Raw genomic sequence first — 25,531 nt, forward strand, 5'->3', positions numbered from 1 at the left:
CGTACTCGTGGAAGCCGGCCCAGAACACCGAACTGGCGTGGTGGATACCGTAGCCGACCGCCGTGTGCCGCAGCGACGCACCGTCTTCCCGCTTCGCCCGCTCGCCCCAGATCCAGTGGCTGGTCGCATTGGTGCCGCCAGCGACCGAGCCCGACTGCCAGCCGCTGCAGAACGAGACCGCCAGCGTGGATGCCAGGCTGGCCATCGAACCCGACACCAGCGCATTGCGTGCCAGCAAGCGCCAGTCGGTGCGCGGTGACGACCGATGAGAGTGCTGCTCGCCGGCGCCACCGGGATGATCGGGCAGGCCTTGCTGCACAGGTTGCGGGCGGCGGGTCATGAGGTCGTCCTGGGTGTGCGGGGTGTCGAGGCTGCACAACGGCAATGGCCCGGCGCGCCGGTCGTCGAGCTGGATTTCTCGGATCCCGGCCAGTCGCGGGATTGGCCGGCCCTGCTTGCCGGAATCGATGCCGTCATCAATGCGGTAGGCATCTTCCGCGAGCAAGGTAGCCAGACGTTCGATGCACTCCACGTGAAGGGTCCGGGCGCACTGTTCGAGGCGGCGGCCGATGCGGGTGTGGAGCGCATCATCCAGCTCTCCGCACTCGGCGCGGAGCCGGGCAACGAGGCCGCCTACCTGGCGTCGAAGGGCCGCGCCGACGCCGCGCTGCTGGAGCTGGACATCACCGCGACCGTGGTCCAGCCGTCGCTGGTATTCGCACCGCAGGGGCCGAGCACGCGCTGGTTCGCATTGCTGGCGGCGTTGCCGGTCACACCGCTCCCGGGCGGCGGGAAACAGCGGATCCAGCCCGTGCACCTGGATGACCTGGTCGATGCCATCGTGCGCCTGCTCGACAGCGAAAGTCCGCCGCGCCGCTTGCATGCTGTGGGCGAGCGCGCCTTGACCTTGCGCGAGTACCTTGATTGCTTCAAGCAGGCGCTTGGATTTGCCCGGGGCTTCGTTCCCGTGCCGCTGCGGTGGACGCGTGCCATGGCCAGGCTGCTCGCATTGCGCCGGGACAGCCTGGTCACGCCGGAAGCGCTGCGCATGCTCGAGGCGGGGAACACCGTCGACCCGGATGCGTTCGCGGCGGTGCTCGGGCGGCGTCCACTGCAAGCCCCGGCATTCTTCGACGGACTTCCACGCGGCATGATGCGGCGCACGGCACAGCTGGGCTGGCTGGTGCCGTTGCTGCGCCACGCGGTGGCGATCATGTGGGTGGTGACCGGCGTCGTGTCGGCCTTCGTGTTCCCGGTCGAGTCGAGCCTCGACCTCCTCGCCCGCACCGGTCTCGTCGGGGTGCCGGCACTGCTCGCGCTGTACGGCGCCGCGGCGCTCGACGTGGCGCTTGGCGTGGGGCTCTGGGTGACGTCGCGCAGGCGCTGGATATACCGCCTGCAACTGGCGCTGATCGTCTTCTATACCGTGGTGATCACCCTGTGCCTGCCGGAATACTGGGCCCATCCGTATGGGCCGGTGCTGAAGAACCTCCCATTGCTGGCGGCAATCGCCGTCCTGCACGAACTCGACGACGGCGAGGGAACCTGAGCTTGGAAATCATCATCGTCAAGACCTTGCACATCCTGTCGTCGACGCTGCTGTTCGGGACCGGCATCGGCACCGCGTTCTACCTGCTGGTCAGCAGTTGGAGCCGCGACGCGCACGTGGTCGCCAACGTCGCCCGCTACGTGGTGATCGCGGACTGGATATTCACCGCCACCACCATCGTTTTCCAGCCGCTCAGCGGCATCTATCTCGCGCGCCTGATGGGGCTGTCGCTGCTGACCCCGTGGCTGTACTGGTCGATCGTGCTGTACCTGATCGCCGCCCTTTGCTGGCTGCCGGTGGTCTGGCTGCAGATCCGCCTGCGTGACATCGCCATCGAAGCCGCAGCGCGTGGGGTGGAGTTGCCACCAGGCTATGCCGCCCATCTGGGCTGCTGGGCCGCATTGGGCTTCCCGGCGCTGTTTTCGTTCCTCGCGATCTTCTATCTGATGGTGGCCAAGCCGGCGATACAGGTTCCCTGAGTCGCCCCGGCCGTCACGCAGCCAACATGATTCGTTCGCCGGGGTTTAACCGGCAACGCGGAGAGTGGGCGTGGATCGCTGTAGCGATCACCCTTGGACTTGTCCCGGGGCCACCCGAATCTCCGGAGGATCCCCATGTTTGCGCACAACAAGCGCCTTCAGTATTCCGTGCACGTATCCGAGGGCAACCCCGCCCTCGCCAACCTCATGCTCGAGCAGTTCGGCGGCCCCCAGGGCGAACTCGCCGCGGCGATGCGCTATTTCACCCAGGCGCTGGCCGAGGACGACCCGGGGCGCAAGGACATGCTGCTGGACATCGCCACCGAGGAACTCAGTCACCTGGAGGTGATCGGCACCATCGTTGCGATGCTCAACAAGGGCGCCAAGGGCGAACTGGCCGAGGCGGTCGACGAGGAGGCCGAGCTGTTCCGCAAGCTGCAGGGCGCCGGCAACAGTTCGCATGTCACCCAGGTGCTGTTCGGTGGCGGGCCGGCGCTGATCAATTCCGGCGGCCAGTTGTGGACCTCCGGCTACATCGACAGTATCGGCGAGCCGACCGCCGACCTGCGTTCCAACATCGCCGCCGAGGCGCGCGCCAAGATCGTCTACGAGCGCCTGATCAACGTCACCGACGACCCCGGGGTCAAGGAGGCACTGGGCTTCCTGATGACCCGCGAGGTATCGCACCAGCAGTCGTTCGAGAAGGCGCTGTACTCGATCCAGCCGAACTTCCCACCGGGCAAGCTGCCGCCCATGCCCGAATTCGCCAACGCGTACGTGGACACATCGCAGGGCGAAGGCGAAATGCGCGGTTCCTGGAACAGCGACGAGAACTTCGAGTACATCGCCGACCGCGAGGCGCACCTTGCGATGGACGGTGGCGACGGCCTGTCGTCGGTCAAGCTGCAGCCGGGGCAGAAGGAGGTGCTCAAGCAGATGGCGACGCGGACGAAGTCGGACCCGTCGATCGATCCGCCCACCGGTGCGGACCTGGGAAGCGGCAAGCAATAGTCGCCGCCACTGCGAGGTCCCGGCGAATCTGTCGGGGCCTGCTCTGGAGCCCTGCTGGAGCACCGCTCTACGACCGATGTGCGGATTTCAGGAACCTGAGCAGTGACTGCTCCCATTGCCGCTCCCCGCGCGCCGCGGCGGCAGCCCGTGCAAGGCGCCCGTCGAGCCATCCGTCAAACACCACCGGATCGATATAGGCCTTGCGGCACACCGCCGGGGTGTTGCGCAGCGTTGCGGAAACCTGCTTCACCACGTCGTTGCGGATCGAGGTGATCGCGGTCTCCGACGGGTCCGGGTCCAGCGGCGCCGCCGCGAACGCGCGGAAGGCCGCGAGCGTCCCGCCCCAGGTGCGAAAATCCTTGGCGGTGAACGCCTCGCCCATGGTTTCCTGCAGGTACTGGTTGACGTGGCCGGAGTCGACGGGACGCAGGGTGTCGTCGTCATCTCGGTACTGGAACAGGAGTTGCCCCGGCAGTTGCTGGCAGCGCTTCACCAATCGGCTGAGCCGGGCATCGTCAAGGACGATTTCGTGCGGCGTTCCGCCCTTCCCGCGGAACTGCAGCCGTGCGCGTCCGCCCTGGAGGAACCTGATGTGGCGGTTGCGCAAGGTTGTCAGGCCGTAGGAGCGGTTGTCGCGCGCGTAGCTGTCGTTGCCTACCCGGGCCAGGGAATCGGCCAGCAGTGCGACCACAATCGCCACTACCTTTTCGCGCGGAAAGCCCTTCAGCTTGAGGTCGCTCCGCAACCTGCGTCGCAGGCGCGGCAGGGCCTGGCCGAACAGGACGATGCGATCGAACTTGCCGTCGCCCCGCGATTTCGCCCAGTCCGGGTGGTAGCGGTACTGCTTGCGGCCGCGTGCGTCACGGCCCGTGGCCTGCAGGTGGCCATTGCGCGTGCGACAGATCCATACCTTGGTCCACGCAGGTGGCACGGCCAGTTCACGGATACGTTGCCGCACGGCCTCGGAGGCGATGCGTTCGCCCTCGGCATCGAAGTAGGAAAAACCCTTCCCTGCCCTGCGGCGGCGGATGCCCGGTTCGTCGTCGCGGACGTAGCGCAGGCCCGCCTCTTCGGCAATGACCTGGCCTTCGGACGCCCGCGAAGAGCCCTCGACGGTTCCCATTGCCGGTGTTCGGACCGCGCCTCGCGCCCGCGGCTTCGCTACTGCGCCGGCTCCAGTGCATCGCCCGCGGGATCGATCAGGTGCCAGTGGCCCCACTGGTCCTCGACCCCATGTCCGGCGGTACGACCGGCGCCGACGTCGGCGGCATAGCGATACAGCGGATGCTGGTTGTAGGTCACCTGCACGGCGCCGTCCGCGCGGGTGATCGTCGCCAGCATCCCGCCCTGCAGTTCGGGGCCGGCGGTGGGGGCGACCTGGTCGACCAGCACCGGCGGCCACGCCTCGGTGCATGCATCGACGCAGCCACTGCCATCGGTGTCGCCTTCCATGAAGTACACCGCGCTGCCTGCGCTGTTGGTCAGGTAAGGTCCCGGGCCGCCGGCGGTGGCGACCTGTATCTGGTTGGTGGCGACGGCGCCTGTCGTGTCGGCACCGGCGCCGAGTTGTCCGGTGCCCTCGACCCGTGCCGCCGGATTGGCATCGGGCATGGAGACGGTATCGCCATCGGCATCGCCGGGAGTCTGGTCGTCCGGTGGGCCCGGTTCGCAACCGGCGGCAAGCGCCAGGGTGATGATCGCGCACAGTGCCGGCACAGCGGTGGGAATTCGCATCGTGGTTTCCTCGGTGGACCAGAGCCCCATTCGTACGCGGCCGGACGTTAATGCCGGGTCCTTGCCGCGTGCATCCGGTGTGACGTGTTCCGCTCACACCGTTTTTCGGTGCGCGTTCCTAGATTGGGTCTTCCCCCACCCGAAGAGGACGCCGCCATGGCGCAGTTGAACCAGCAGGAATACAACGACCATTTCCGCAATAGCTACGAGACCACGCCGTATTACCAGCAGGGTCGCAGCTGGAACGATTACGAGCCGGCTTACAAGTACGGCTACGACCAGTACGGCGCGAATTCCGGCCGCCGCTTCGAGGACGTCGAAAGCGATCTGGAGCGCGGTTGGGAAGCGACCAAGGCGAACTCCCGGCTGGCGTGGAGCGAGGCCAAGGAGGCCGTCCGCGACGGTTGGCACCGCCTTGAACGCGCGATGCCGGGCGATGCCGACGGCGATGGCCGCTGAATCGGTTGACGTGCTGTGGACGAAGGCCCCGAAAGGGGCCTTCTCTTTGCGCGCCCTGCCCGGCCCGCGTTCATCCGGCGCGCGGCAAGTCGTTGATAATACGGGGATGTCGCTGCCCGCAACGCCCCTGGACGGGTTCCATCCCGCCGTCGCCGGATGGTTTGCCCGGACCTTCCCTGCCCCCACTGGGGCGCAGGCGTTGGCGTGGCCGTCGATCCGTTCCGGGCGCCACACGCTGGTGGCCGCGCCCACGGGTTCGGGCAAGACCCTGACCGCGTTCATGGCCGCGATCGACGGGCTGGTCCGTCAGGGTCTGCAGGCCGGCGGCGAGTTGCCCGACGCAACCACCGTGGTCTACGTGTCGCCGCTGAAGGCGCTGTCCAACGACATCCACCTCAATCTCGAAGCGCCGCTCGCGGGGATCCGGGCCGAACTCGCGCGACGGGGTCTGCCCGATGTCGCGATCCGTACCGCGGTGCGCACCGGCGACACCTCGCAGGCCGAGCGCAACCGCATCCGGAAGCAGCCGCCGCACATCCTGGTCACCACGCCGGAGTCGCTGTATGTGCTGCTCGGCTCGGCATCGGGGAGGCGCATGCTGGCGAGCACGCGTTCGGTGATCGTCGACGAGATCCACTCCGTCGCCGCATCCAAACGCGGCAGCCATCTGGCACTGACGCTGGAACGACTGGAATCGCTGTGCGGACGCCGGCTGACCCGCATCGGCCTGTCGGCGACGCAGAAGCCGATCGACGAGGTCGCACGCTTCCTGGTAGGCACCGCGTCGGTCGCCGCGGACGGCACGCCCGATTGCGAGATCGTCGACATCGGCTACACCCGCCAGCGCGACATCGCGCTGGAAGTGCCGCCGGTGCCGTTGCAGGCGGTGATGTCGAACGAGCAGTGGGAGTTGGTCTACACGCGCCTGGCGCAGATGGTGGAGCAGCACCGGACCACGCTGGTGTTCGTCAACACCCGGCGCATGGCCGAGCGCGCGGCACGCCACCTGGCGGAGCGGCTTGGAAAGGAGGCCGTCGCCGCGCACCACGGCAGCCTGGCCAAGGAGTTGCGGCTGGACGCCGAGCAGCGGCTCAAGCGTGGCGAGTTGCGGGTGCTGGTGGCGACCGCTTCGCTGGAACTTGGCATCGACATCGGCGACGTCGACCTGGTTTGCCAGCTCGGTTCGCCACGGTCGATCGCCGCGTTCCTGCAGCGTGTCGGTCGCTCCGGGCACCATGTCGGTGGCGTGCCGAAGGGGCGGTTGTTCCCGCAGTCGCGCGACGACCTGGTCGAGTCGGCCGCCCTGCTCGACTGCGTGCGCCGGGGCGAACTCGACACGCTGGAGATCCCGCCCGCCCCGCTCGACGTGCTGGCGCAGCAGATCGTCGCCGAGGTCGCCGCCAACGAGTGGGCGGAGGACGCGCTGTTCGGGCTGGTGCGCCGCGCGTGGCCGTATGCACAACTGCCGCGCGAACAGTTCGACGCCATTGTGCGGATGCTCGCCGACGGCTTCACCACCCGCCGCGGTCCGCGCGCCGGGTACCTGCATCGCGACGCGGTTCACCGTCGCGTGCGCGGTCGAAAGAACGCGCGCATGACCTCGCTGATGTCGGGCGGAACCATTCCCGATACCGCCGACTACGCGGTGATCCTGGAACCGCAGGCGATTTCGATCGGCAACGTCAACGAGGATTTCGCGATCGAGAGTCTCGCCGGCGATGTTTTCCAACTGGGCAACGCGAGCTATCGCATCCTTCGGGTGGAGGCGGGCCGGGTGCGGGTCGAGGACGCCCAGGGCGCGCCGCCGAGCATTCCGTTCTGGCTTGGTGAGGCACCCGGCCGGACCGATGAACTGTCGATCGGGGTCTCAAGGCTGCGGCAAGAAGTCGCGACTCGCCTGGCCGCTGTGCCCGCCGAAGGCCCGCAGGCGGACGTTCCGGTCGAAGCCCGTCACCCTACGGCAATGCACTGGCTGCTCGACGAACTCGGGCTCGACGACAACGCCGCGATCCAGCTGCTCGCCTACCTCGCCCACCAGCACGCCGCGCTCGGCGTGTTGCCGACCCGGCAGGTGATCGCCATCGAGCGGTTCTTCGACGAGTCCGGCGGCACCCAGCTGGTAATCCATTCGCCGTACGGCAGCCGGCTCAACCGCGCCTGGGGCCTGGCATTGCGCAAACGCTTCTGCCGCAAGTTCAACTTCGAACTGCAGGCGGCGGCGACCGAGGACGCGATCGTGCTGTCGCTTTCGACCAGCCACAGCTTCCCGCTGATCGAGGTGTCGCACTACCTGCATTCCGGCTCCGCCCGCGAGGTGCTGGTGCAGGCCCTGCTCGACGCCCCGCTGTTCACCGCGCGCTGGCGCTGGAACGCGACCAACGCCCTCGCCCTGCCCCGCTTCAGCGGCGGCAAGCGGGTGGCGCCGCAACTGCAGCGCATGCGCAGCGAGGACCTGCTGGCGACGGTGTTTCCCGACCAGGTCGCCTGCGCCGAGAACCTCGTCGGCGAGCGCGAAGTCCCGGACCACCCGCTCGTCGCCCAGACGCTGCACGACTGCCTGCACGAGGCCATGGACGTCACCGGCCTGGTGGCATTGCTCGGAGGCATGGAAAACGGCAGCGTCCAGGTCATCGCCCGTGACCTTACCGGCCCCTCGCCATTCGCCGCCGAGGCGCTCAACGCCAAACCGTATGCGTTCCTCGACGATGCGCCGCTGGAAGAGCGCCGTACCCAGGCCGTGATGGCGCGGCGCTACGCGGATGCCGAGAGCGCCGACGATCTCGGCCGGCTCGACCCCGGCGCGATCGACGCCGTACGCGCCGAAGCCTGGCCCGAAGCCCGCAACGCCGACGAAGTGCACGAAGCTTTGATGGGGCTGGGTTTCATTACCGCCGGCGAAGCGCGGGACAACGAGGGCTGGTTGGCGTGGCTGGCCGAACTGTCGGCCGCCGGGCGCGCTACGCTGGCCAGCATCGGCGAAGGCATCTGGATCGCGGCCGAGCGGCTACCACAGGTGCAGGCACTCACGGACGCGGAGGTGTCGCCGGCGATCCGGGTGCCTGACGAGTTCGCCGTCGAGTGGACACCGGACACCGCCGCCTGCGAGCTGGTCCGCTCGCGCCTGACCGGACTCGGCCCCACCACGACCGCTTCCCTTGCCGCAGCCGGCGTGCCGGATACACCGACCATCGAAGGCGCGCTGCTGCGCCTCGAGAGCGAGGGCTACGTCATGCGCGGCCGCTTCAGCACCCCGGCCGGCGATGAGGAATGGTGCGAACGACACCTGCTGGCACGCATCCACCGCTACACCATCGGACGGTTGCGCCGCGAGATCGAGCCGGTCGAGCCGCGGGACTTCATGCGCTTCCTGTTCGACTGGCAACGCGTGTCCAAGGCCACACGCGTCAGCGGCCCCGAAGCGCTTGCTGGCGTGCTCGCACAGCTGGAAGGTTTCGAAGCGCCCGCCGCCGCATGGGAGGGCGAACTGCTGCCGGCGCGCCTGACCGACTATTCGATTTCCTGGCTGGATGACCTGTGCACCACCGGCCGCATCACCTGGGCGCGGCTGCGCGAAAGCAGCGCGTCCAGCACCGGCGGCCGTACGGGGCCGGTGCGGGCGACGCCCATCGTCCTGCTGCCACGGCGCCGGCTGGCGCTGTGGGGATCGTTGGGCAGGGATCGCGGCCCGCCGGAAGTACAACTGGGTTCGCGCGCCGAACGCGTCGTCGACTATCTCGGTGCCCACGGTGCATCGTTCTTCGATGACCTCGTCGAGGGCGCGCACCTGTTGCGGGTCGAACTGGAGGACGCCCTGGCCGAACTGGTCGCACGCGGCCGCCTGCACTGCGACAGCTTCGCCGGCCTGCGTGCGCTGCTGGTGCCGGCTTCCAAACGACCCTCGGCGGTATCGCGCCGGGGCCGACGCGTGCCGCTGTTCGGCATCCAGGACGCGGGGCGGTGGACGCTGACCCGCCATCCTGACGGTGAGCGCGCGAGTGGCAATGATCCACAGGCCGTCGAGCACGTCGCCCGCACCCTGCTGCACCGCTACGGCGTGGTGTGCTGGCGCCTGCTCGAGCGCGAAGCCGCCTGGTTGCCCTCTTGGCGGGAGCTTCTGCGGGTCTATCACCGGCTGGAGGCGCGCGGCGAGATCCGCGGCGGCCGTTTCATCGCCGGTATTTCCGGCGAGCAGTTCGCGCTGCCGGAGGCGATCGGCGCACTGCGCCAGGTCCGCAAACGTGCCGCCGATGGCGAATCCATCAACCTGTCCGCGCTGGATCCGCTGAACCTCGTGGGCAGCCTGCTGCCGGGGACGCGGGTGCCGCGCCAACTCGGCGGACGCGTGCTCTGGCGTGACGGCGTGCCGTTGGCAACGCTGGTGGCGGGAAAGGTGGAGTTCCTGGCGGTCGTGCCCGACGAGGATCAGCGCGATGCCAGGCGCGTCTTGCTTCGCGAGCCGTATCCCGCCGCAACGATCGCGATGCCAACGGTGGACGCCGCGACCCCTTAGGCGTAGCAATCGACACTGCATCGACACGCCTCCACCCATTGTGCGCAGGCGGCCCCAAGGTGCCGCATCGCGAACCGATGGATTACCCAGGGAGGTCCCGTGAACATCAGAACCATTGCCATCCTGCCGGTGCTGCTCGTGGTGGGTGCCGGTTGCGACCGCAGGGACGCCGAGCCGATCGAGCCGTCCGAAACCGCGACCACGGTCGTCGACGACAGCGCTGCAACCGCGCCCACATCCACCATTCCGTCCGCGACCGAGTCGTGTACCGGGCTGATCGGCGAAGCAGCGACCGATTGCCGGATGCGCACCGGCGACGACGCGACGTCGCCCACACCGTCGAAGGATTCGGAACGGGAGAATGGCTCAGCGCCTCCCTCGGGTTGACCACGTTGATTTGATCGCGTTTGGCCGATCGCGGTTGGCAGTTGCGATCGGCCGGCCAACGTCCCTACTCTGGTTTAAACGCATTTTTCAACGCATCCCGGGGACGTCGCCATGCATCGATACCTGCTCGCCACCGCCGCCAGCCTCTGCTGTGCCTCCGCGATGGCTGCCACCACCGCGCCGCCACCGGCGTCGGTCCCGCAATTGCATGACATCGCGACCGCACCGTCCGCCGCCCGGATCGAGGCCGACATCCGCACCCTCGTGGGTTTCGGCACCCGCCACACGCTGTCGGAAACGGAATCCGACACCCGCGGCATCGGCGCGGCGCGGCGCTGGATCAAGGCCGAGTTCGAACGGATCTCGCGCGACTGCGGCGGTTGCCTGGAAGTGATGGTCGTCAGCGACACCGTCTCCGGCGAGGAGCGCATCCCCGACCCGGTCGAGGTGGTCAGCGTGATCGCGATCCAGCGCGGCAGCAGCGATCCGGACCGCTACGTGGTGATGAGCGGAGACATCGACTCGCGGGTCAGCGATGTCATGGATTACACCTCCGACTCGCCGGGCGCCAATGACAACGCCTCGGGCATCGCCGGCACGCTCGAAGCCGCGCGGGTGTTGTCGAAGTACGAATTCAACGGCTCGATCGTCTACGCCGCGCTGGCCGGCGAGGAACAGGGACTGTTCGGCGGCAGGATCCTCGCCGACTACGCCAAGGCGCACGACTGGCGGATCGAGGCGCTGCTCAACAACGACATGATCGGCAACATCGAAGGTGTCAACGGCGTCATCGACAACACCACCGCGCGGGTGTTCTCCGAGGGAACCCGGGTCAACGAGACCGCGGAGGAGGCCCGCAAGCGCCGTTTCACCGGCGGCGAGGTCGACTCCCCTTCGCGCAACCTCGCCCGCTACATCGACCGCATGGCCGACCAGTACGTACCGAACCTAGACGTGATGATGGTTTACCGGCTCGACCGTTTCGGCCGCGGCGGCCACCACCGTCCGTTCAACGACATCGGCGCACCGGCGGTGCGGGTGATGGAAACCAACGAGAACTACAACCGCCAGCACCAGGACCTGCGCACCGAAGACGGCATCGTCTACGGCGACACCATCGACGGCGTCGACTTCGACTACGCGGCCAAGCTGACCGCCCTCAACGCAGTCAGCCTGGCGGGCATGGCGTGGGCCCCTCCCCCGCCGGCCGGCGTCGAGATCGAAGGCGCGGTCAGCCCCGACACCACCCTGCGCTGGACCCGTCCGCCAGCGACCCAGGCCCCGGCCCTCGCCGGCTACCGCATCCACTGGCGCCTCACGACCGAGCCGCAGTGGAGCCGCAGCGTCTACGTCGGCAACGTCGACGAGTACACATTGGAGAATGTCGTCATCGACAACTACTTCTTCGGCGTATCGGCGGTAGGGAAGAACGGCGCAGAGAGCCCCGTGGTGTTTCCGGGCGCGGCGGGAAGCTTTGGCGGGTATACCGCCACGCCATAGCGCGGCGACCTATTGAAGTAGTCCGATATCCCCCAACGCCGCGACCACCTCATCGCGGTGTCCTGCTTCGCCGCGCGGCCAGCCAACGACCTTCGCGGCCAGCTCTCCATTGCTGAAGAAGTAGAACGTCGGTGTGGCCCATTCATCGATTGCTGGCCATTCACGAGCGTCCACTGCGAGGGATGCCCCTGCGCCCGGATGTTCGTGATTCCATTGCTGCAATAGTTCGACGTCCAGGCTGCCGGCCTGCGGTACCAGCCAAGTGGCGTGTTTGGCGAACAGGGGACCCAGCACCGGATCGGACTCGATGGCCGTCATCGCCTCTCGAGAAAAGTGACAACGGCTGGGATCTGTCGTCACGATTATGACCGCCGGTGCATCGAGTTCGAGAGCCTGGTGGACCAGTCGATACCGATCTTGGCCCACCGACCAGATAGTCGGCCCTGTGTAGTCCGGGGCAACCTCGTCCACGATCTCGGGTGTGACGGAAAATTCCAGCGATGGATGGGCTCGCGCCAGCGCATCGGCCCGATCGAAATTCCGGGTCAGAACCAGTGCCCGGTGCATCGAACGATAGTGCCCTTTCTGGGCGAGTTCTCGCACTTGTAACTCAGCCAGCAAACGGTCCATGTCGTTGAAGTACCGTGGGTCATTGGTTGCCCCGATCACCATTCCCGCGGCGCGAAACAACAGGTCCAGATCGGTATCCGAGACTTCGGCCAGCAAAGAGGGACCGGCGCCGAACATTCGGTCGTAACCGTCATGCATGGCCCGTGCACGTGCATCACCGGTCAGCCCGGCAGTCGGGTCTGCAGGAAGGCGGTCGAGTGCGCGCAACTGGTCGAACTTCAGGCCGATTGCGGTTGGTTCACGCGGTACTGGCCAGCGCGATGGGCGATCGTTGCGGTTCACCTCGCGCGCGTCGCTCAATAGTCCCGAAGATGCATGCAGACCGAACAGCGCCAGGACTTCGCGAATATCTCCAGCGGTGAGTTCGGCCTCCAGGTCGGCAGTCCCGTACCCACCGATACCTCGTGCCGTGAAGTTGATCTCGTCAAGAAAGCGTCGCCGCCCCATCGGCGACAAACGGGATAGTGGGGATTCCGCGATCGGCGTCGCATCGAGATATCGCTGCAAGTCGGCCCGCGACTGGATTGGCATGTAGGGTTCGTTAGATGGGTTTCCAGCGGTGGCGCTGCCGACCGACAGCGCGATAACAGTCGCTACCACTAGGCACCGGATGGTTCGCATTCGACGTTTCCCCATGATCTGACCTGCTCGAACCGTGCCCGCACTGGATTCGATGCACCATTGCTGCTTGATGCCGTCGCCACGACACACCTTCTCCCATGCGGCCTGCGGCTGCAACCGGCGCGGCGAGACGCTCTACGGCGCCGGTAGCGTCCTGTTCAAATCCGTGGGCACCTACAACGTGATCGGCACGCGCGCCGTCAACACGACATCGGGCGTGTCCTCGGTGACGCCGACGCCGAGGGCGACGTTGAGGGTGTGGCGCTCGCTGAACCGGTAGGACGCGCCCAGCAGCAAGGTGCCGAGGGTTATCCGCACCGCGCCGGGCGCGTCCTCGCCGTTCTGCTTGGTCCGGCCGATGATGGCGCTGTCGTAGCCGATGCTGATCGAGGCCTTCTCGTTGAGCGCGAGGCCCATGCCGAAGTTGAAACCCCAGATGTCGCCGGCTTCGACGTCACCGATCGGCTCGGTGACGGTCTGCGGGAACTCCGGCGGCGCGCCGGTCAGCACCGTGCGCGAGACGTCGTGGCGCTCGAAGTTGTGCAGGTAGCTGAGGCTGCCGAAGAACACCACCGGGTCGGATGGGTAGAGCCAGGTCAGGCCGGGCTGGATCGCCGTGAAGCCGCTGCCGGTCGGCAGTTCCAGCGGCAGGCCGGTACCGGTGGCGTTGGCCACGCAGCGGGTCACGCAGTCGGTGACGACCTCGAACGGGTCCTTGCCGGTGCGGCTCTTGTAGCGCAGCCATCCGACGTAGAACGGTTTGTCGGGCCCGCCGTGGTTGAGCTGGTAACGCAGTGTCGCCTCGATATCACCCAAGCCATGGCCACTGGAGTGGAACGCCTTGTCGACCGCGGTGCCGGTGAATATCTCGCGGCTGACGGTATCGCTGCTGGCGTGGACGTACGGCACCTTGGCTTCCAGCTCCATGCGATTGCTCAAGCCCATGCGCCCGGTCAGTACCGCGGTGCCGGTGGTGGTCTTGACCTGGCGCACGTCGATCAGCCCGATCAGGATCGCCGGGATGATGGTGTAGCCGACCAGCGCCACCCGGTTGCTCGACGAGTAGCCGTACTGCAATGTCGGCTCCAGCACGAATTTGCCCGGTGGAGTCAGCACGCCGGGCTGGTCGAAGATCTGTGCGATTTCGGGGGGCCGAAGGTCCTGTTCGGGTGCACGGCCCACCGGCTGTTCGGGCGGGCCCTGGGTCGGATCCTGGCCACTCCGCGCAAGTGGGCGCGGTGCCGGAACAGGTTGCTGGACGGGAGTTTGCGGCAAAGGGGCCCCATCCTGCCCGCCGCGTCCGCGGGTCAGGCGCAGGCGCTCGTCGTTGATTGCACGCTGCAGCCCGGCGACGCTCTGCTCCTGCGCGGTGATGTCGTCGCGCAGGTGCTCCAGTTGCGTGGTCTGCAGGTCGAGTTGCCGTTGCAGTTCGTCCAGCCGCGAGTCCGGCGATGCGCCCTCCCCGGCCGGCTGGGCATTGGCCTGCCCCGCGATCGCGAGTGACAGGCAGTTGGCAAACACCACCGAGATCGTGGTCGCGCGTCTTGTCCGCATGTTCATCCGGCCGATCCGTCCCTGCTGGCAATGGGAACCGCTGCGATCAAGGCGTGCCCACTGCGGACTGCAGGGCGTCCTGCAAGGCCGCCTGCGAGTTGAGCGCCTTGAACATCCCGAGCGTCCCGACGCCCACGTCGAGCGTGGTCAGCGTGCGGATGTCCTGGTTGTCGACGCTGTTCTGGATCACCACGCCGTTGATCGCACCTGAAGGGACAAACGCATTCCCGTCGCCAACCTGGACGAGCATCCCCTGGCGCATTTCGGCCAACCCCTGCGCCTGCACCGGAGTCATCTTCGTGATGTCCGGGATGCTCAGCCGCGCGGTAGCGACCAGCTCACCATTGACGTAGACCACCCGTTCGATCCCGAACGAGATCGCCAGCCCTGACGGCAACACAAACCCGCCGCGCATCCCTTCCAGCCGCTCCGTGCCGACCGCGACCCATTCGGGTCCAAGCGCGACAGTCGCTGTGCCGAACGGATCATGCGCCGCGCACGGCCAGGCCGCGCCGGCCAGCAGGATGCCAGTGCAGATGCCGATATGGACCGGGCGCGACATCAGATGTCCCCCGGCCCCAGCTTGGTCGAAATCGATTCATGCAGGCCGCGCCGGCCGACGCCCGACTGCACCGGCGCCAGCGGCGCGGTGCGCCAGTCACGGGCCTGGTTGAACTGCGCCACGGCACGCTGGTTGTGGACGACGAACAGCACGCCGTTGTCCCAAAGCGCCTCGAAGCGGGCGCGCGGCATCGCGCGGGTGCCGCGTGCGGGGTCACCCAGCAGCACACGGCCATCGCGCAGGCCCTTGACCACCACGAAATGCCGGTAGCCACGATCGTTGAGCAGCACGATCGCGGGCAGCCCTTCTTCCAGCAGCTTGTCCAGCGGCAGTTCGAAGCCGTCGGCGGTGAACCCCTGCGACTCCAGGTAGCGGCGCATGTCCAGCAACGAGAACCCTTCGGTCTGGATCTTTCGCTGGTCGCCATTGCGGTACATCTGGACGAACACGTCTTCTTCGCTGACCGGATAGTCGTACTGGAAGGTCAGCAGGGTCGCGGTCGCCGCCGACCCGCAACTGAAGTCGTACTGCTGAGGCAGCGTGGTCCTGAACCGCGCCTCCTTGAGGCTGGTGACCTGCAACCGGTAGCTGCCGCCGTGCGGCGCCTGCAGGGTCAGGGACGACGCGATCGAAGCGACCGGCGTGGCCGCGAAAGCCACCCCGAGCACGATGCCGACGATGGCCGCGCGTGGCATCACGGCGTCGGCGTGAACCGCACGTTGACCACCATGCCGTTCTGGATCAGCACGTTGGAGCCGCTGTTCTGGATCACCGTGTTGATGCCGGTGGCATTGCCGAACGCGCCGCCGGTCAGCGTGTTGTCGCCGCTGGTGATGTTCTCGGCATGGTTGCCTTCGACGATGCCGTCGGCATCGACCTGGTTCTCGACGCCGTTGCCGCCACGCAACTGCGCCAGGCCTTCCGGTGCGATCACGGGGCCGAAGTCTTCGACTTGCGGGGAATCTCCCTGTTGCGCTGGCGGTCCGGCCGCGAGCGCCATCGCCGAAACTGCAAGCAAGCCTGCCAACAGCAACCCGCCTGCTCGGCGGGACACGGACATATACGGGCGCATGGTGGTCTCCTGGCGGTTTCGTGTGCCGTGCACCGATTCGCCGTGACCCCGCGGGGCCACGGCGAATTACCTGGTGCGATTACTGGCCGACCGTCAGGTTGGCCTGCACCGTCACGCCCTGCTGGATCAGCGAGGCGAAGCCACTGTTCTGCGCAGTGACCATGATGCCCGCCGCGGCGTTGGCCGACCCGTCCATGTGGTTGGACATGTCGAACGCGCCCGCGCTGTTGGCGACCGATCCACCGGCCCCGCCCGCGCCACCGCCTGCACCGGTTCCGGCACCACCGCTCGCGGCACCGCCGCTGCCCGCGCCGCCCATGCCACCGGCGCCGCCGTTGGCCGCGACCGAGCCGCTGCTGCCGCCCGTGGCGCTGCTGGCACCGCTTGCACCGGATGCGGCACCACTGGTTCCCGCGCCGCCCGTGGCGGACGAAGAGCCGCTGGTTCCGTCACCTGCACGGCGTTCATCGACATCGCCGGACGCCGAATCGGCAAACCCGCCAACTGCCAGGCTGGCCGCACCCGCATCGCCACTGCTGCTGTCGCCGTCACCGCCGCGGGCGCTGTCGCCGTTGGCGTTGCCGCCATCGCCGCCGCGTCCACCGTCACCGGCGCCACCGAGCGCGATGCCGCCCAGGCCCGCGCCGCCCGCTCCACCGCTGCCGCCATTGGCGTTGCCGGAGTTGTTGGCGACGTTGCCGATGTCGCGTACGCGGATGTCGGTCACCGAGCCACTGAGGACGGTCGAGGCGACCGCGTTGCTGGTGTTGAATGCGTCGTACACGTTGGACGTGGCCGTGCCACCGTTGTTGGCGGCGGCGGCTCCCAGCCCGTCCGCACGGGCGCGGCCGTCGTTGTCGCGGTTGTTGCCGGCGCTCGAATTGGATGCGTCGATCGGGACGTTGGCGTTGACCAGGATGTCATCGCCACCGTTGCCGTCACCGTTGGTCTGTTGCGCCCAGGCCTGGCCGGTCAGTCCAAGTGCCAGGAGCGCTGCTGATGCAATCAGGGTTTTGCGAATGCGCATTGTTGTTCTCCTCAAGGATGCATGGCCCGGGCGAAAAGGGGGAAACAGCGACACCCGGCCGCTATGCAGGGAGAAGGCACGCAGGAGTGATGCCATCGGCGCGCGGAGATGGCGAACCGCTGTTTTCCGGGCTCAAGGCGAATGAATGGGCACGACGGGGCGCCAGGCTCCAGTGCCGGGCGGCGGCGGTGTTTCATTGCCGAAACAGCCACCTCTCCACTCCGGCAGCGAAGTGCCTTACAACCGCGCGTAGCCGTGCCGCGGGCACGGTTCGCCGGTGTTACACCGGGTATCGAAACCGATACAGGCCTGCGAGCGGGTTACCGCTTTCCTGCCGCATCGCGGCGCGCCGCACGCAGCCGGTCGAGCTTCTCCTTGAGCTTGATCTCCAACCCGCGCTCGACCGGCTGGTAGTAGACGCGCTCGCCCATCGCGTCCGGGAAGCCGGTCTGGCCGAGGGCGATCCCGCCCTCGGCATCGTGGTCGTACTGGTAGCCCTTGGCATAGCCCAGCTGCTTCATCAGTTTGGTCGGTGCGTTGCGCAGGTGCAGCGGCACGTCCTGGGTGCCGTGCTCGCGCACGTCGCGCCGGGCGGCGTTGAATGCCACGTAGGCGGCGTTCGACTTGGCGGTGCTGGCCAGGTAGATGGTCAGCTGCGCCAGGGCCAGTTCGCCCTCGGGGCTGCCGAGCCGGTCGAACGTGTCCCAAGCCTCGATCGCCATCGCCTGCGCGCGCGGATCGGCCAGGCCGATGTCTTCGGTCGCCATCCGGGTCAGCCGTCGCGCCAGGTAAGCCGGGTCGCAACCGCCGTCGAGCATCCGTGCCAGCCAGTACAGCGCGGCGTCGGGGTTGGAGCTGCGCACGGACTTGTGCAGCGCGGATATCTGATCGTAGAACTGCTCGCCACCCTTGTCGAAACGGCGTGTGCGGTCGGCCAGGACCTGGGCCAGGGTCGCCTCGGTGATGCGGTTGTCCTCGCCGGTGGCGAGCTCGGCGGCGATCTCGAGCAGGGTCAGGCCGCGCCGCACGTCACCATCGGCGGCGCCGGCGATCTGCCGCAGGGCCTCCCCGGAGACGTCCAGTCCCTGCCCGCCCAGGCCGCGCTCCGTGTCTTCGAGCGCACGATGCAGGGCGAGCACGATGTCGTCGACCGACACGCCTTCCATCACGTGGACGCGGCAGCGCGAGAGCAAGGCGGAGTTGAGTTCGAACGACGGGTTCTCGGTGGTCGCTCCGACAAACAGGATGGTGCCGCGCTCGATGTGCGGCAGGAATGCATCCTGCTGGGCCTTGTTGAAGCGATGGACCTCGTCGACGAACAGCACGGTGCGGCGCCCGCCGGCAAACCGCTGCGCCGCCTCGGCAAGCACCACGCGTACCTCCGGCAGGCCTGACAGCACCGCGGAAATCGCCTTGAACTCGGCATCGGCGTACTGCGCGAGCAACAGCGCGAGCGTGGTCTTGCCGCAGCCCGGTGGCCCCCACAGGATCATCGAGTGGACGTGGCCCGACTCGACCGCCCGGCGCAGCGCGGACCCCGGCGCGAGCAGGCGACGCTGGCCGACCATCTCGTCGACACTGCGCGGCCGCATGCGCTCGGCCAGCGGGCGCAGCGCCTCGCTGGCCGGGTCGGGACCAATCAGATCGGGGGTGTCCACGGGGGAAGTGGTGCGGCGTGCCACGGCAGGCGGGTCATTCGTTTCGGCGACCGGTACACGATAGCGAAAGGGAGGCTGTTGGGGGCGGACGCCGAGGCGGGATGGCGGAACGGCACCATGTAACCGGCGCCCATGTAGGAGCGACGTAAGTCGCGATTTCCCCGCGAACCGGGATCGCCGTGCAATCGCGACTTACGTCGCTCCTAACACAAGGCGGTCCGAGGACCGACGCGATCCGGAGAGAAACGGAACTACCTGCCCCTGATCACCGGGCCGCCACCGCCGCATCCTCGGCGTCGGCCCAGTTCGACGTGGTCCCGAGCTCGTAATCGAGTCGCAGCCACTCGCCGGTCTTGCGGTCGTAAAGCGCCTGCACCTGCGTCGGGGTGGTGCCTTCGGCGGCAAAGTCGGCGGTGCCGGTCGCCTTGACCAGCGTGTAGCGTTCGCCGGCATCGGCTGCGGTCACCCGGCTTACCACCAGTTGCACCGGCTGCTGGGCGAACTCGGCATCGAGTGCCCGGTCGGCACGGAGCCCCAGTTCCACCGCCAACGGCGCATCCAGGGCGACTTCATGGGCCTCTTCCGCGGCCCCCAGGGTGATGGCTGGATAACTGACGCCCGCGGTACGGGTGTCATAGAGGACATCGAACCGGAACGGGATCCAGCTCGTGTCGTTGCCGATCTGCAGACGCCCTTCCCCGCTCACGGCGCGGTCGCGCACGCTTGCGGGCTGCACGGCCACCGCGTCGAGCTTCACCGCGACCTTGCGCTCGTCGAACTGGATGGAAATCGCCCCGATCACCGAGGCCGCGACCGCCGCATCCATCGCCTGGTCGGCCTCGATGCGCGACTCCGGCTGGCGATCCAGCGCATGTGCCTGGATCTCGATTGGAGCCCGGTCGTCGGCAACGACCGCGTTGGAAAACAGGCCGAGGCCCGCGATGACCGCGAGCACGACGGGCCGGTTGATGTGGTGTGGAAGGTGGTACATCGCGATTCCCTGTCAGGCGCCGGGGCACGACGCCGATGGGGCTATCCTCGCGATTGCGGTGTCGACGGGCCGTGAGGCCAAGTCATTGAATATGAACGATTAACCCGTTCAGCCCTCGCCGATGACGTCCACGCCCTCCGGCGGCGCGTATTTGAACGTGCCGGCCGCGAAATCCGGGTTCCGCGTCCACTTGCCGAATTCGATCCGGGTGTTTTGCCCGATGGTATCGAGCACTTCCATCACCACGAGCTGGTTGTCACGAAAGCCGAGCCTGGCGGTCTGGAAGCTGGCCTCCTGCCCGTCCTTCGGCGTCAGGGTGAGCCATTCCAGACCGTCGGCCTGGCCGGTTTCCCTGACAAGGAACAGGGTGTCGAGCTTGTCCGGCTCGATCAGCGCGGCCAGCGGGCTGCTCTGCTCCTGCACGCCCTGCGGGCGCACCGTGACCTGGGCGAGATCGGGGTCGTAGATCCAGACCTTGTTGCCGTCGGCGACGATCAGTTGCGGGTACGGCTTGACGTACTCCCAGCGGAACAGGCGCGGGACCGACAGCTGGACCTCGCCACTGGAGGTTTCCTTCAATCTGCCCTGGCTGTTGTAGACGGTCTGGGTGAACTGTCCGTCCAGCCCTTCCAGCCCCTTCGTGAAGGCATCGAGGTTGTCGCGCGCCCCGGCGAAAGCGCTGCCGGCGATGCCGGCGCCCAGCAACAGTGCGGCGCTCCAGCGGATCATCTGCTTCATGAAGGTGGATCTCCGGTCAGGTCTGGTCGCAGTGTGTGGGGGGGAAGCTGAATAGGTCCTCGACGTAGCCGGCACGGTTCAGTCGCGGGGGGGCAGGTTTCGATTGGCTTTCCGGCTCTCGGGTCCGCGGGTTCGAGGGGCTTCTGCGAATTGGATCCGCGGACTCGATGGGCTTCGATGTAGGAGCGACGTAAGTCGCGATTTCGCTGCTACCCGGGATCGCCGTGCGATCGCGACTTACGTCGCTCCTACATGAGGCCAGAGGCGACTCTCTCGCATCGCAGTTCAAGACCCGCCATCAATCCCGAGGTGGTGGCGGCGCCAGCACGCTGCGGTCACCGTTGTGCTCCGGTGGGGTCACCACGCCGGCCGCTTCCATCGCCTCCACCAGCCGCGCCGCTCGGTTGTAGCCGATCTTGAGCCGGCGCTGGACCCCGGAGATCGACGCGCGCCGGGTCTCGGTAACCACCCGCACGGCTTCGTCGTACAACGGATCGGACTCGTCGCCACTGCTCGCGGTCTCCGGCAGCCCGGTCGCGCCGACGACCACGCCGTCACCCATCGTCTGCACGTCTTCCAGCACGCCTTCGATGTAATCCGGACGCCCGCCGATCTGCTTGAGGTGCTCGACCACGCGGTGGACTTCGTCATCCGACACGAACGCGCCGTGCACGCGCTCGGGCATCGCGGTGCCCGGCGGCAGGTACAGCATGTCACCGTTGCCCAGCAGCGCCTCGGCGCCGGACTGGTCGAGGATGGTGCGCGAGTCGATCTTGGACGAGACCTGGAACGCGATGCGGGTCGGGATGTTGGCCTTGATCAGACCAGTGATGACGTCGACCGACGGCCGCTGGGTCGCCAGGATCAGGTGGATGCCGGCGGCGCGCGCTTTCTGCGCCAGCCGTGCGATCAGCTCCTCAACCTTCTTGCCGACGATCATCATCATGTCGGCGAATTCGTCGATGAAGATGACGATGAAGGGCAGCGGCTCCAGCTGTGGCGGCGCCTCGTCGATTTCGGGGTTCGGCTTGAACAGCGGGTCGAGCATCGGCTGGCCGGCGTCGATCGCGTCGCGCACCTTCTTGTTGAAGCCGGCCAGGTTGCGCACGCCGACCGCCGACATCAACTTATAGCGCCGCTCCATCTCGGCCACGCACCAGCGCAGCCCGTTGGCGGCCTCCTTCATGTCGGTCACGACCGGCGCCAGCAGGTGCGGGATGCCCTCGTAGACCGACAGCTCCAGCATCTTCGGGTCGATCATCAGCATCCGCAGTTCCTTCGCGGACGCCTTGTACAGCAGGCTCAGCACCATCGCGTTGACCGCGACCGACTTGCCCGAGCCGGTGGTGCCGGCGACCAGCAAGTGCGGCATCCGCGCCAGGTCGGCGACGGTCGGCCGGCCCGAGATGTCCTTGCCCAGCGCCAGCGTCAGCGGGCTGTTGGACTTGTCGTACTCCTTCGAGCGCAGCAGTTCCGACAGGTAGATCATCTCGCGCTGGGTGTTCGGCGTTTCCAGCCCGATCACCGACTTGCCCGGGATCACGTCGACCACGCGCACCGACTTCACCGACAGGCCACGGGCGATGTCCTTGTCGAGCGAGCTGATCTGGCTGACTTTCACGCCGGGCGCCGGCTGCACCTCGAAGCGCGTGATCACCGGGCCCGGATAGGCGCCGACCACCTCGGCCTCGATCCGGAAGTCCTTGAGTTTGAATTCGATCTGCCGCGACAGCGTTTCCAGTGTCTCGGCGCTGTAACCCTTGGGTTGCGGCTTGGGGTCGTCGAGCAAAGCAAGCGGCGGGATGCCGGTGCCATCGCCGGTGTGGAACAGGGGGATCTGTGTCTCGCGCTTGGCCCGGTCGCTCTTCTCGACCGCGGCCGGAGCCGGCGGCTCGATCTTCACCGGCGCCCGCTTGGCGCGCAGCTCGGTGTCGACCTTGCGCACCTCTTCGCGTTCCTCGCGCAGGGCGCGGGTCTGCTGCCATTCGTTCGCCTGTCGGCTGCCGCGGCGGAACAGTTTTGAAAGCACCGGCCCCAGCGACAACGTCCAGGCGCCGATCCGGTCCATCACCGCCAGCCACGAAATGCCGGTGGCCAGCGTCACCGATACCAGCAGCAACGCCAGCAGGAACAGGTTGCCGCCGACCGGGCCGAAGCCGCTGTACAGCGACCGCCCGACCAGCTGGCCGAGAATGCCGCCGGCACCGGCCGAGAAATCGATCACCGGCCCGACCCGCAACTGCAACAGGCCGGTCGCCGAAACCAGGAAGCCGACGATGCCGACCAGCCGCAGCGCCGGCCCGAGGTCGGCGTCACCATCGCCGTCGGCGTCCATCCTGAACAGCGCGATCCACGCGATCAGCCCGAGCATCACCGGCAACAGGAACGCGACGTAGCCGGTCAGGTACAGCAGCACGTCGGCCAGCCACGCGCCGACGAGACCGCCCACGTTGTGGAGTGGCGCGGTGACGCTGCCCGAGTGCGACCAGCCCGGATCATCGGGCGAGAACGTCACCAGGCTGGCCAGCAGGTACAGCAGCAACGGCGCGATCAGGATCAGCGCGATGTCGCGCATCAGCCGCTGTCGGCGTGGCGACGGCTCACGACGCGCGGAGTCGCGCGCCGTAGCCGGGTCCGTTTTCTTCCTGCGGGCTGCTGTGGACGCTTGCGCCACCGTGACGTTCTGCCTTAGCTAGATGCTGTTAGTGCTTGAATATACTACAGCTTCATATCCAGCAACGCCGGGTGGACCAGCTTGCCGGCCTCGACATTGATGCCGCGCTGCAGGGCTTCGTTGTCGCGCCAGTTGGCATCCGAGGCCAGCTTGTTGACCCATGGCAGGATCGCCGCGCAGATCGCCTGCGAACTGGTCTGCGGGACCGAGCCGGGCATGTTGGTCACGCAGAAGTGGGTCACGCCCTCCTCCACGTAGGTCGGCTCCTTCCAGCTGGTCGGGCGCGAGGTTTCGAAGCAGCCGCCCTGGTCGATCGAGATGTCGACCACCACGCTGCCGTCCTGCATGCCCTTGAGCATTTCGCGGGTCAGCACGCGCGGCGCCTTGGCGCCGGTCACCAGCACCGCGCCGATGACCAGGTCGGCCGTGGCGACTTCGCGCATGACCACGTCGTGGTACGGGTAAAGCGTCGTGACGTTGGGGCCGAGCGCCATCATTTCGTCCATGCGGTCGGCACGCATCTCGAACACAACCACGTTGGCGCCGCCGGCCGCGGCCAACGCCGCCGAGGCGCCACCGGCCTTGCCGGCACCGAACACCACCACCTTGCCGCGCTCGGTCGACGGCAGGCCGCCGAGCAGCTTGCCCTTGCCGCCCTGCGGCTGGTGCAGCAGCGTGGTGCCGACCTGGGTGGCGATCTTGCCGGCGATGATCGACATCGGGGCAAGCAGCGGCAGGTCGCCGTTGGGCAGTTCGACGGTCTCGAACGCGACGCCGGTCAGGCCGATGTCCAGCAGCTTGCGGGTCAGTTCCGGCTCCGCGGCCAAGTGCAGGTAACAGAACAGCAGGTGGTCCTTGCGCAGGTGCTGCAGGTCGCCGGCGATCGGCTCCTTGACCTTGACGATCAACTCGCCCTTCGCATAGAGCGCCGCGGCGTCGTCCGCGATATTGACCCCCAGCCGGGTGTACTCCTCGTCGCTGAAGCCGCTCTTGACGCCGGCGTCCTTCTCCAGCCAGACCTCGTGGCCGCGCTTGACCAGGTCACCGGCAGCGGCGGGAACGAGCGCGACGCGCCCTTCGAGCGTCTTGGTCTCCTTGGGTACACCGATACGCATTGCAGTCATCTCCAGAGGGCCGGTGGAAAGCCGCGGCGCGGCGTGCCGGCGTGTTTGTGAAGTAGTGAAAGGTGTGAAGCCATCGCGTTGCGGACGGATCCTCCAAGCCCGGGCGCCGCGTCGACATGCAACGCAGCATCCCTTGAACCCGCCTTGTTTTGCCCGGGCCTCGCCGCCAAGCTATGGGGCAACGCCAAGCCCTCGATTATAGCCATGACCCCAAGCAAGCACGCCCGTCTCATCATCCTCGGCTCCGGCCCCGCCGGCTGGACGTCGGCGGTCTACGCCGCCCGCGCCAACCTCAAGCCGCTGGTGATCACCGGCCTGCAGATGGGCGGCCAGCTGATGACCACCACCGAGGTCGACAACTGGCCGGGCGATGCCCACGGGCTGATGGGGCCGGACCTGATGGCACGCATGCAGGCGCACGCCGAACGCTTCGACACCGAGGTGGTGTTCGACCACATCCACAGCGCCGACCTGTCGCAGCGCCCGTTCCGTCTCAAGGGCGACAGCGGCGAGTACACCTGCGACGCGCTGGTCATCGCCACCGGCGCCAGCGCCAAGTACCTCGGCATCGAGTCCGAGCAGAAGTTCATGGGCAAGGGCGTGTCGGCCTGCGCCACCTGCGACGGCTTCTTCTACAAGGACCAGGAGGTAGCGGTGATCGGTGGCGGCAACACCGCGGTCGAGGAAGCGCTGTACCTGTCCAACATCGCCCGGAAGGTCTATCTCGTGCACCGCCGCGACAGCCTGCGCGCCGAGAAGATCCTGCAGGACAAGCTGTTCGCCAAGGCCCAGGCGGGCAAGATCGAACTGGTCTGGGACCACACCGTCGACGAGGTGCTCGGCGACGACTCCGGCGTCAACGGCATGCGCCTGCGCTCGACCAGGGACGACAGCACCCGCGAGATCCCGGTCAACGGCTTCTTCGTGGCGATCGGGCACACCCCGAACACCTCGCTGTTCGAAGGCCAGCTGGAAATGAAGGGCGGCTACCTGCAGATCCAGTCCGGCCTCGATGGCAACGCGACCCAGACCTCGGTGCGCGGCGTGTTCGCCGCCGGCGACGTGGCCGACCAGGTCTACCGGCAGGCGATCACCTCGGCCGGGTTCGGATGCATGGCGGCGCTGGATGCGGAGAAGTTCCTCGACCAGGGTGAGTAACCGCGCTCGCGGGCTGCACGGCAGTTCGCGCGTCAGTGAGCGTCCGGCCGACGATGGCCGGGCCGGGCGTTCCGAAGCTGTTGACGCTTCGCC

Annotated in this window: 22 protein-coding genes; 9 read left to right on the forward strand and 13 right to left on the reverse strand. The window is 67.5% G+C overall.

Annotated features, from left to right (window positions below; translation table 11 throughout):
* Positions 1-62 precede the first annotated feature (62 nt).
* From ACT9AS_RS08730 to ACT9AS_RS08745, 4 genes are all read left to right on the forward strand, one after another.
* Positions 63-269: a hypothetical protein gene (locus ACT9AS_RS08730; RefSeq protein WP_445099720.1), complete on the forward strand. Its 207-nt coding sequence runs from the start codon at positions 63-65 to the stop codon at positions 267-269.
* Entirely contained in the window at positions 266-1,549 is a 1,284-nt protein-coding gene (locus ACT9AS_RS08735) for a DoxX-like family protein (RefSeq protein ID WP_445099721.1), read from the forward strand. The genes ACT9AS_RS08730 and ACT9AS_RS08735 overlap by 4 nt, the downstream gene beginning before the upstream one ends.
* Positions 1,550-1,551: 2 nt before the next feature.
* Positions 1,552-2,028, forward strand: coding sequence for a DUF2269 family protein (locus ACT9AS_RS08740; protein ID WP_445099722.1), 477 nt, complete (start codon positions 1,552-1,554; stop codon positions 2,026-2,028).
* A 135-nt stretch (positions 2,029-2,163) separates the two neighbouring features.
* On the forward strand, positions 2,164-3,039 hold the full coding sequence (locus tag ACT9AS_RS08745) for a manganese catalase family protein (protein ID WP_445099723.1): 876 nt from the start codon (positions 2,164-2,166) through the stop codon (positions 3,037-3,039).
* Between the two features lie 67 nt (positions 3,040-3,106).
* Here ACT9AS_RS08745 and ACT9AS_RS08750 read toward each other — a convergent pair whose 3' ends face one another.
* Both ACT9AS_RS08750 and ACT9AS_RS08755 read right to left on the reverse strand, forming a co-directional pair.
* Complete coding sequence (locus ACT9AS_RS08750) at positions 3,107-4,162, reverse strand: DNA topoisomerase IB (RefSeq protein ID WP_445099724.1); 1,056 nt, start codon at positions 4,160-4,162, stop codon at positions 3,107-3,109.
* A gap of 38 nt (positions 4,163-4,200) precedes the next feature.
* Positions 4,201-4,773 carry a COG4315 family predicted lipoprotein gene (locus ACT9AS_RS08755; protein WP_445099725.1) on the reverse strand — a complete coding sequence of 191 codons (573 nt, stop codon included), beginning with the start codon at positions 4,771-4,773 and terminating at the stop codon, positions 4,201-4,203.
* A 156-nt stretch (positions 4,774-4,929) separates the two neighbouring features.
* Between ACT9AS_RS08755 and ACT9AS_RS08760 the strand changes: the two genes are divergently transcribed.
* The 4 genes from ACT9AS_RS08760 to ACT9AS_RS08775 all read left to right on the forward strand — a co-directional run bounded on the left by ACT9AS_RS08760 (position 4,930) and on the right by ACT9AS_RS08775 (position 11,629).
* On the forward strand, positions 4,930-5,232 hold the full coding sequence (locus ACT9AS_RS08760; RefSeq protein ID WP_445099726.1) for a hypothetical protein: 303 nt from the start codon (positions 4,930-4,932) through the stop codon (positions 5,230-5,232).
* Positions 5,233-5,338: 106 nt separating this feature from the next.
* On the forward strand, positions 5,339-9,742 hold the full coding sequence (locus ACT9AS_RS08765) for an Lhr family helicase (protein ID WP_445099727.1): 4,404 nt from the start codon (positions 5,339-5,341) through the stop codon (positions 9,740-9,742).
* 99 nt (positions 9,743-9,841) lie between these two features.
* The gene (locus tag ACT9AS_RS08770) at positions 9,842-10,129 is read left to right on the forward strand and encodes a hypothetical protein (protein ID WP_445099728.1); all 288 of its coding nucleotides are present in this window, start codon (positions 9,842-9,844) and stop codon (positions 10,127-10,129) included.
* 111 nt (positions 10,130-10,240) lie between these two features.
* Entirely contained in the window at positions 10,241-11,629 is a 1,389-nt protein-coding gene (locus ACT9AS_RS08775) for a M28 family peptidase (RefSeq protein WP_445099729.1), read from the forward strand.
* Between the two features lie 9 nt (positions 11,630-11,638).
* Here the strand turns inward: ACT9AS_RS08775 and ACT9AS_RS08780 are convergent, their stop codons facing one another.
* The 11 genes from ACT9AS_RS08780 to ACT9AS_RS08830 all read right to left on the reverse strand — a co-directional run bounded on the left by ACT9AS_RS08780 (position 11,639) and on the right by ACT9AS_RS08830 (position 24,271).
* The gene (locus tag ACT9AS_RS08780) at positions 11,639-12,790 is read right to left on the reverse strand and encodes a hypothetical protein (RefSeq protein WP_445099730.1); all 1,152 of its coding nucleotides are present in this window, start codon (positions 12,788-12,790) and stop codon (positions 11,639-11,641) included.
* A 264-nt stretch (positions 12,791-13,054) separates the two neighbouring features.
* A complete protein-coding gene (locus ACT9AS_RS08785) occupies positions 13,055-14,434 on the reverse strand; it encodes an acetate kinase (protein WP_445099731.1) in 1,380 nt (459 codons plus the stop codon).
* A gap of 46 nt (positions 14,435-14,480) precedes the next feature.
* Positions 14,481-14,996 (reverse strand): hypothetical protein, encoded by a 516-nt coding sequence (locus ACT9AS_RS08790; protein WP_445099732.1) that lies wholly within the window; start codon positions 14,994-14,996, stop codon positions 14,481-14,483.
* On the reverse strand, positions 14,996-15,691 hold the full coding sequence (locus ACT9AS_RS08795) for a cysteine peptidase family C39 domain-containing protein (RefSeq protein ID WP_445099733.1): 696 nt from the start codon (positions 15,689-15,691) through the stop codon (positions 14,996-14,998). Before ACT9AS_RS08795 ends, ACT9AS_RS08790 begins: the two co-directional genes overlap by 1 nt.
* Positions 15,691-15,930: a hypothetical protein gene (locus tag ACT9AS_RS08800; RefSeq protein ID WP_445099734.1), complete on the reverse strand. Its 240-nt coding sequence runs from the start codon at positions 15,928-15,930 to the stop codon at positions 15,691-15,693. Before ACT9AS_RS08800 ends, ACT9AS_RS08795 begins: the two co-directional genes overlap by 1 nt.
* Before the next feature lie 217 nt (positions 15,931-16,147).
* A complete protein-coding gene (locus tag ACT9AS_RS08805) occupies positions 16,148-17,095 on the reverse strand; it encodes a hypothetical protein (protein ID WP_445099735.1) in 948 nt (315 codons plus the stop codon).
* Positions 17,096-17,415: 320 nt separating this feature from the next.
* Positions 17,416-18,687: an AAA family ATPase gene (locus tag ACT9AS_RS08810; RefSeq protein WP_445099803.1), complete on the reverse strand. Its 1,272-nt coding sequence runs from the start codon at positions 18,685-18,687 to the stop codon at positions 17,416-17,418.
* A gap of 331 nt (positions 18,688-19,018) precedes the next feature.
* Complete coding sequence (locus ACT9AS_RS08815; protein WP_445099736.1) at positions 19,019-19,744, reverse strand: hypothetical protein; 726 nt, start codon at positions 19,742-19,744, stop codon at positions 19,019-19,021.
* Positions 19,745-19,852: 108 nt separating this feature from the next.
* Complete coding sequence (gene lolA, locus ACT9AS_RS08820; protein ID WP_445099737.1) at positions 19,853-20,482, reverse strand: outer membrane lipoprotein chaperone LolA; 630 nt, start codon at positions 20,480-20,482, stop codon at positions 19,853-19,855.
* A gap of 298 nt (positions 20,483-20,780) precedes the next feature.
* Complete coding sequence (locus ACT9AS_RS08825; RefSeq protein ID WP_445099738.1) at positions 20,781-23,156, reverse strand: DNA translocase FtsK 4TM domain-containing protein; 2,376 nt, start codon at positions 23,154-23,156, stop codon at positions 20,781-20,783.
* A gap of 44 nt (positions 23,157-23,200) precedes the next feature.
* Positions 23,201-24,271, reverse strand: coding sequence for an alanine dehydrogenase (locus ACT9AS_RS08830; RefSeq protein WP_445099739.1), 1,071 nt, complete (start codon positions 24,269-24,271; stop codon positions 23,201-23,203).
* Between the two features lie 213 nt (positions 24,272-24,484).
* Here ACT9AS_RS08830 and trxB point away from each other — a divergent pair, with 213 nt between their 5' ends.
* Positions 24,485-25,438 (forward strand): thioredoxin-disulfide reductase, encoded by a 954-nt coding sequence (trxB, locus tag ACT9AS_RS08835; RefSeq protein WP_445099740.1) that lies wholly within the window; start codon positions 24,485-24,487, stop codon positions 25,436-25,438.
* The last annotated feature ends 93 nt before the right edge of the window (positions 25,439-25,531 follow it).

Source organism: Lysobacter sp. F60174L2, from assembly GCF_052547135.1.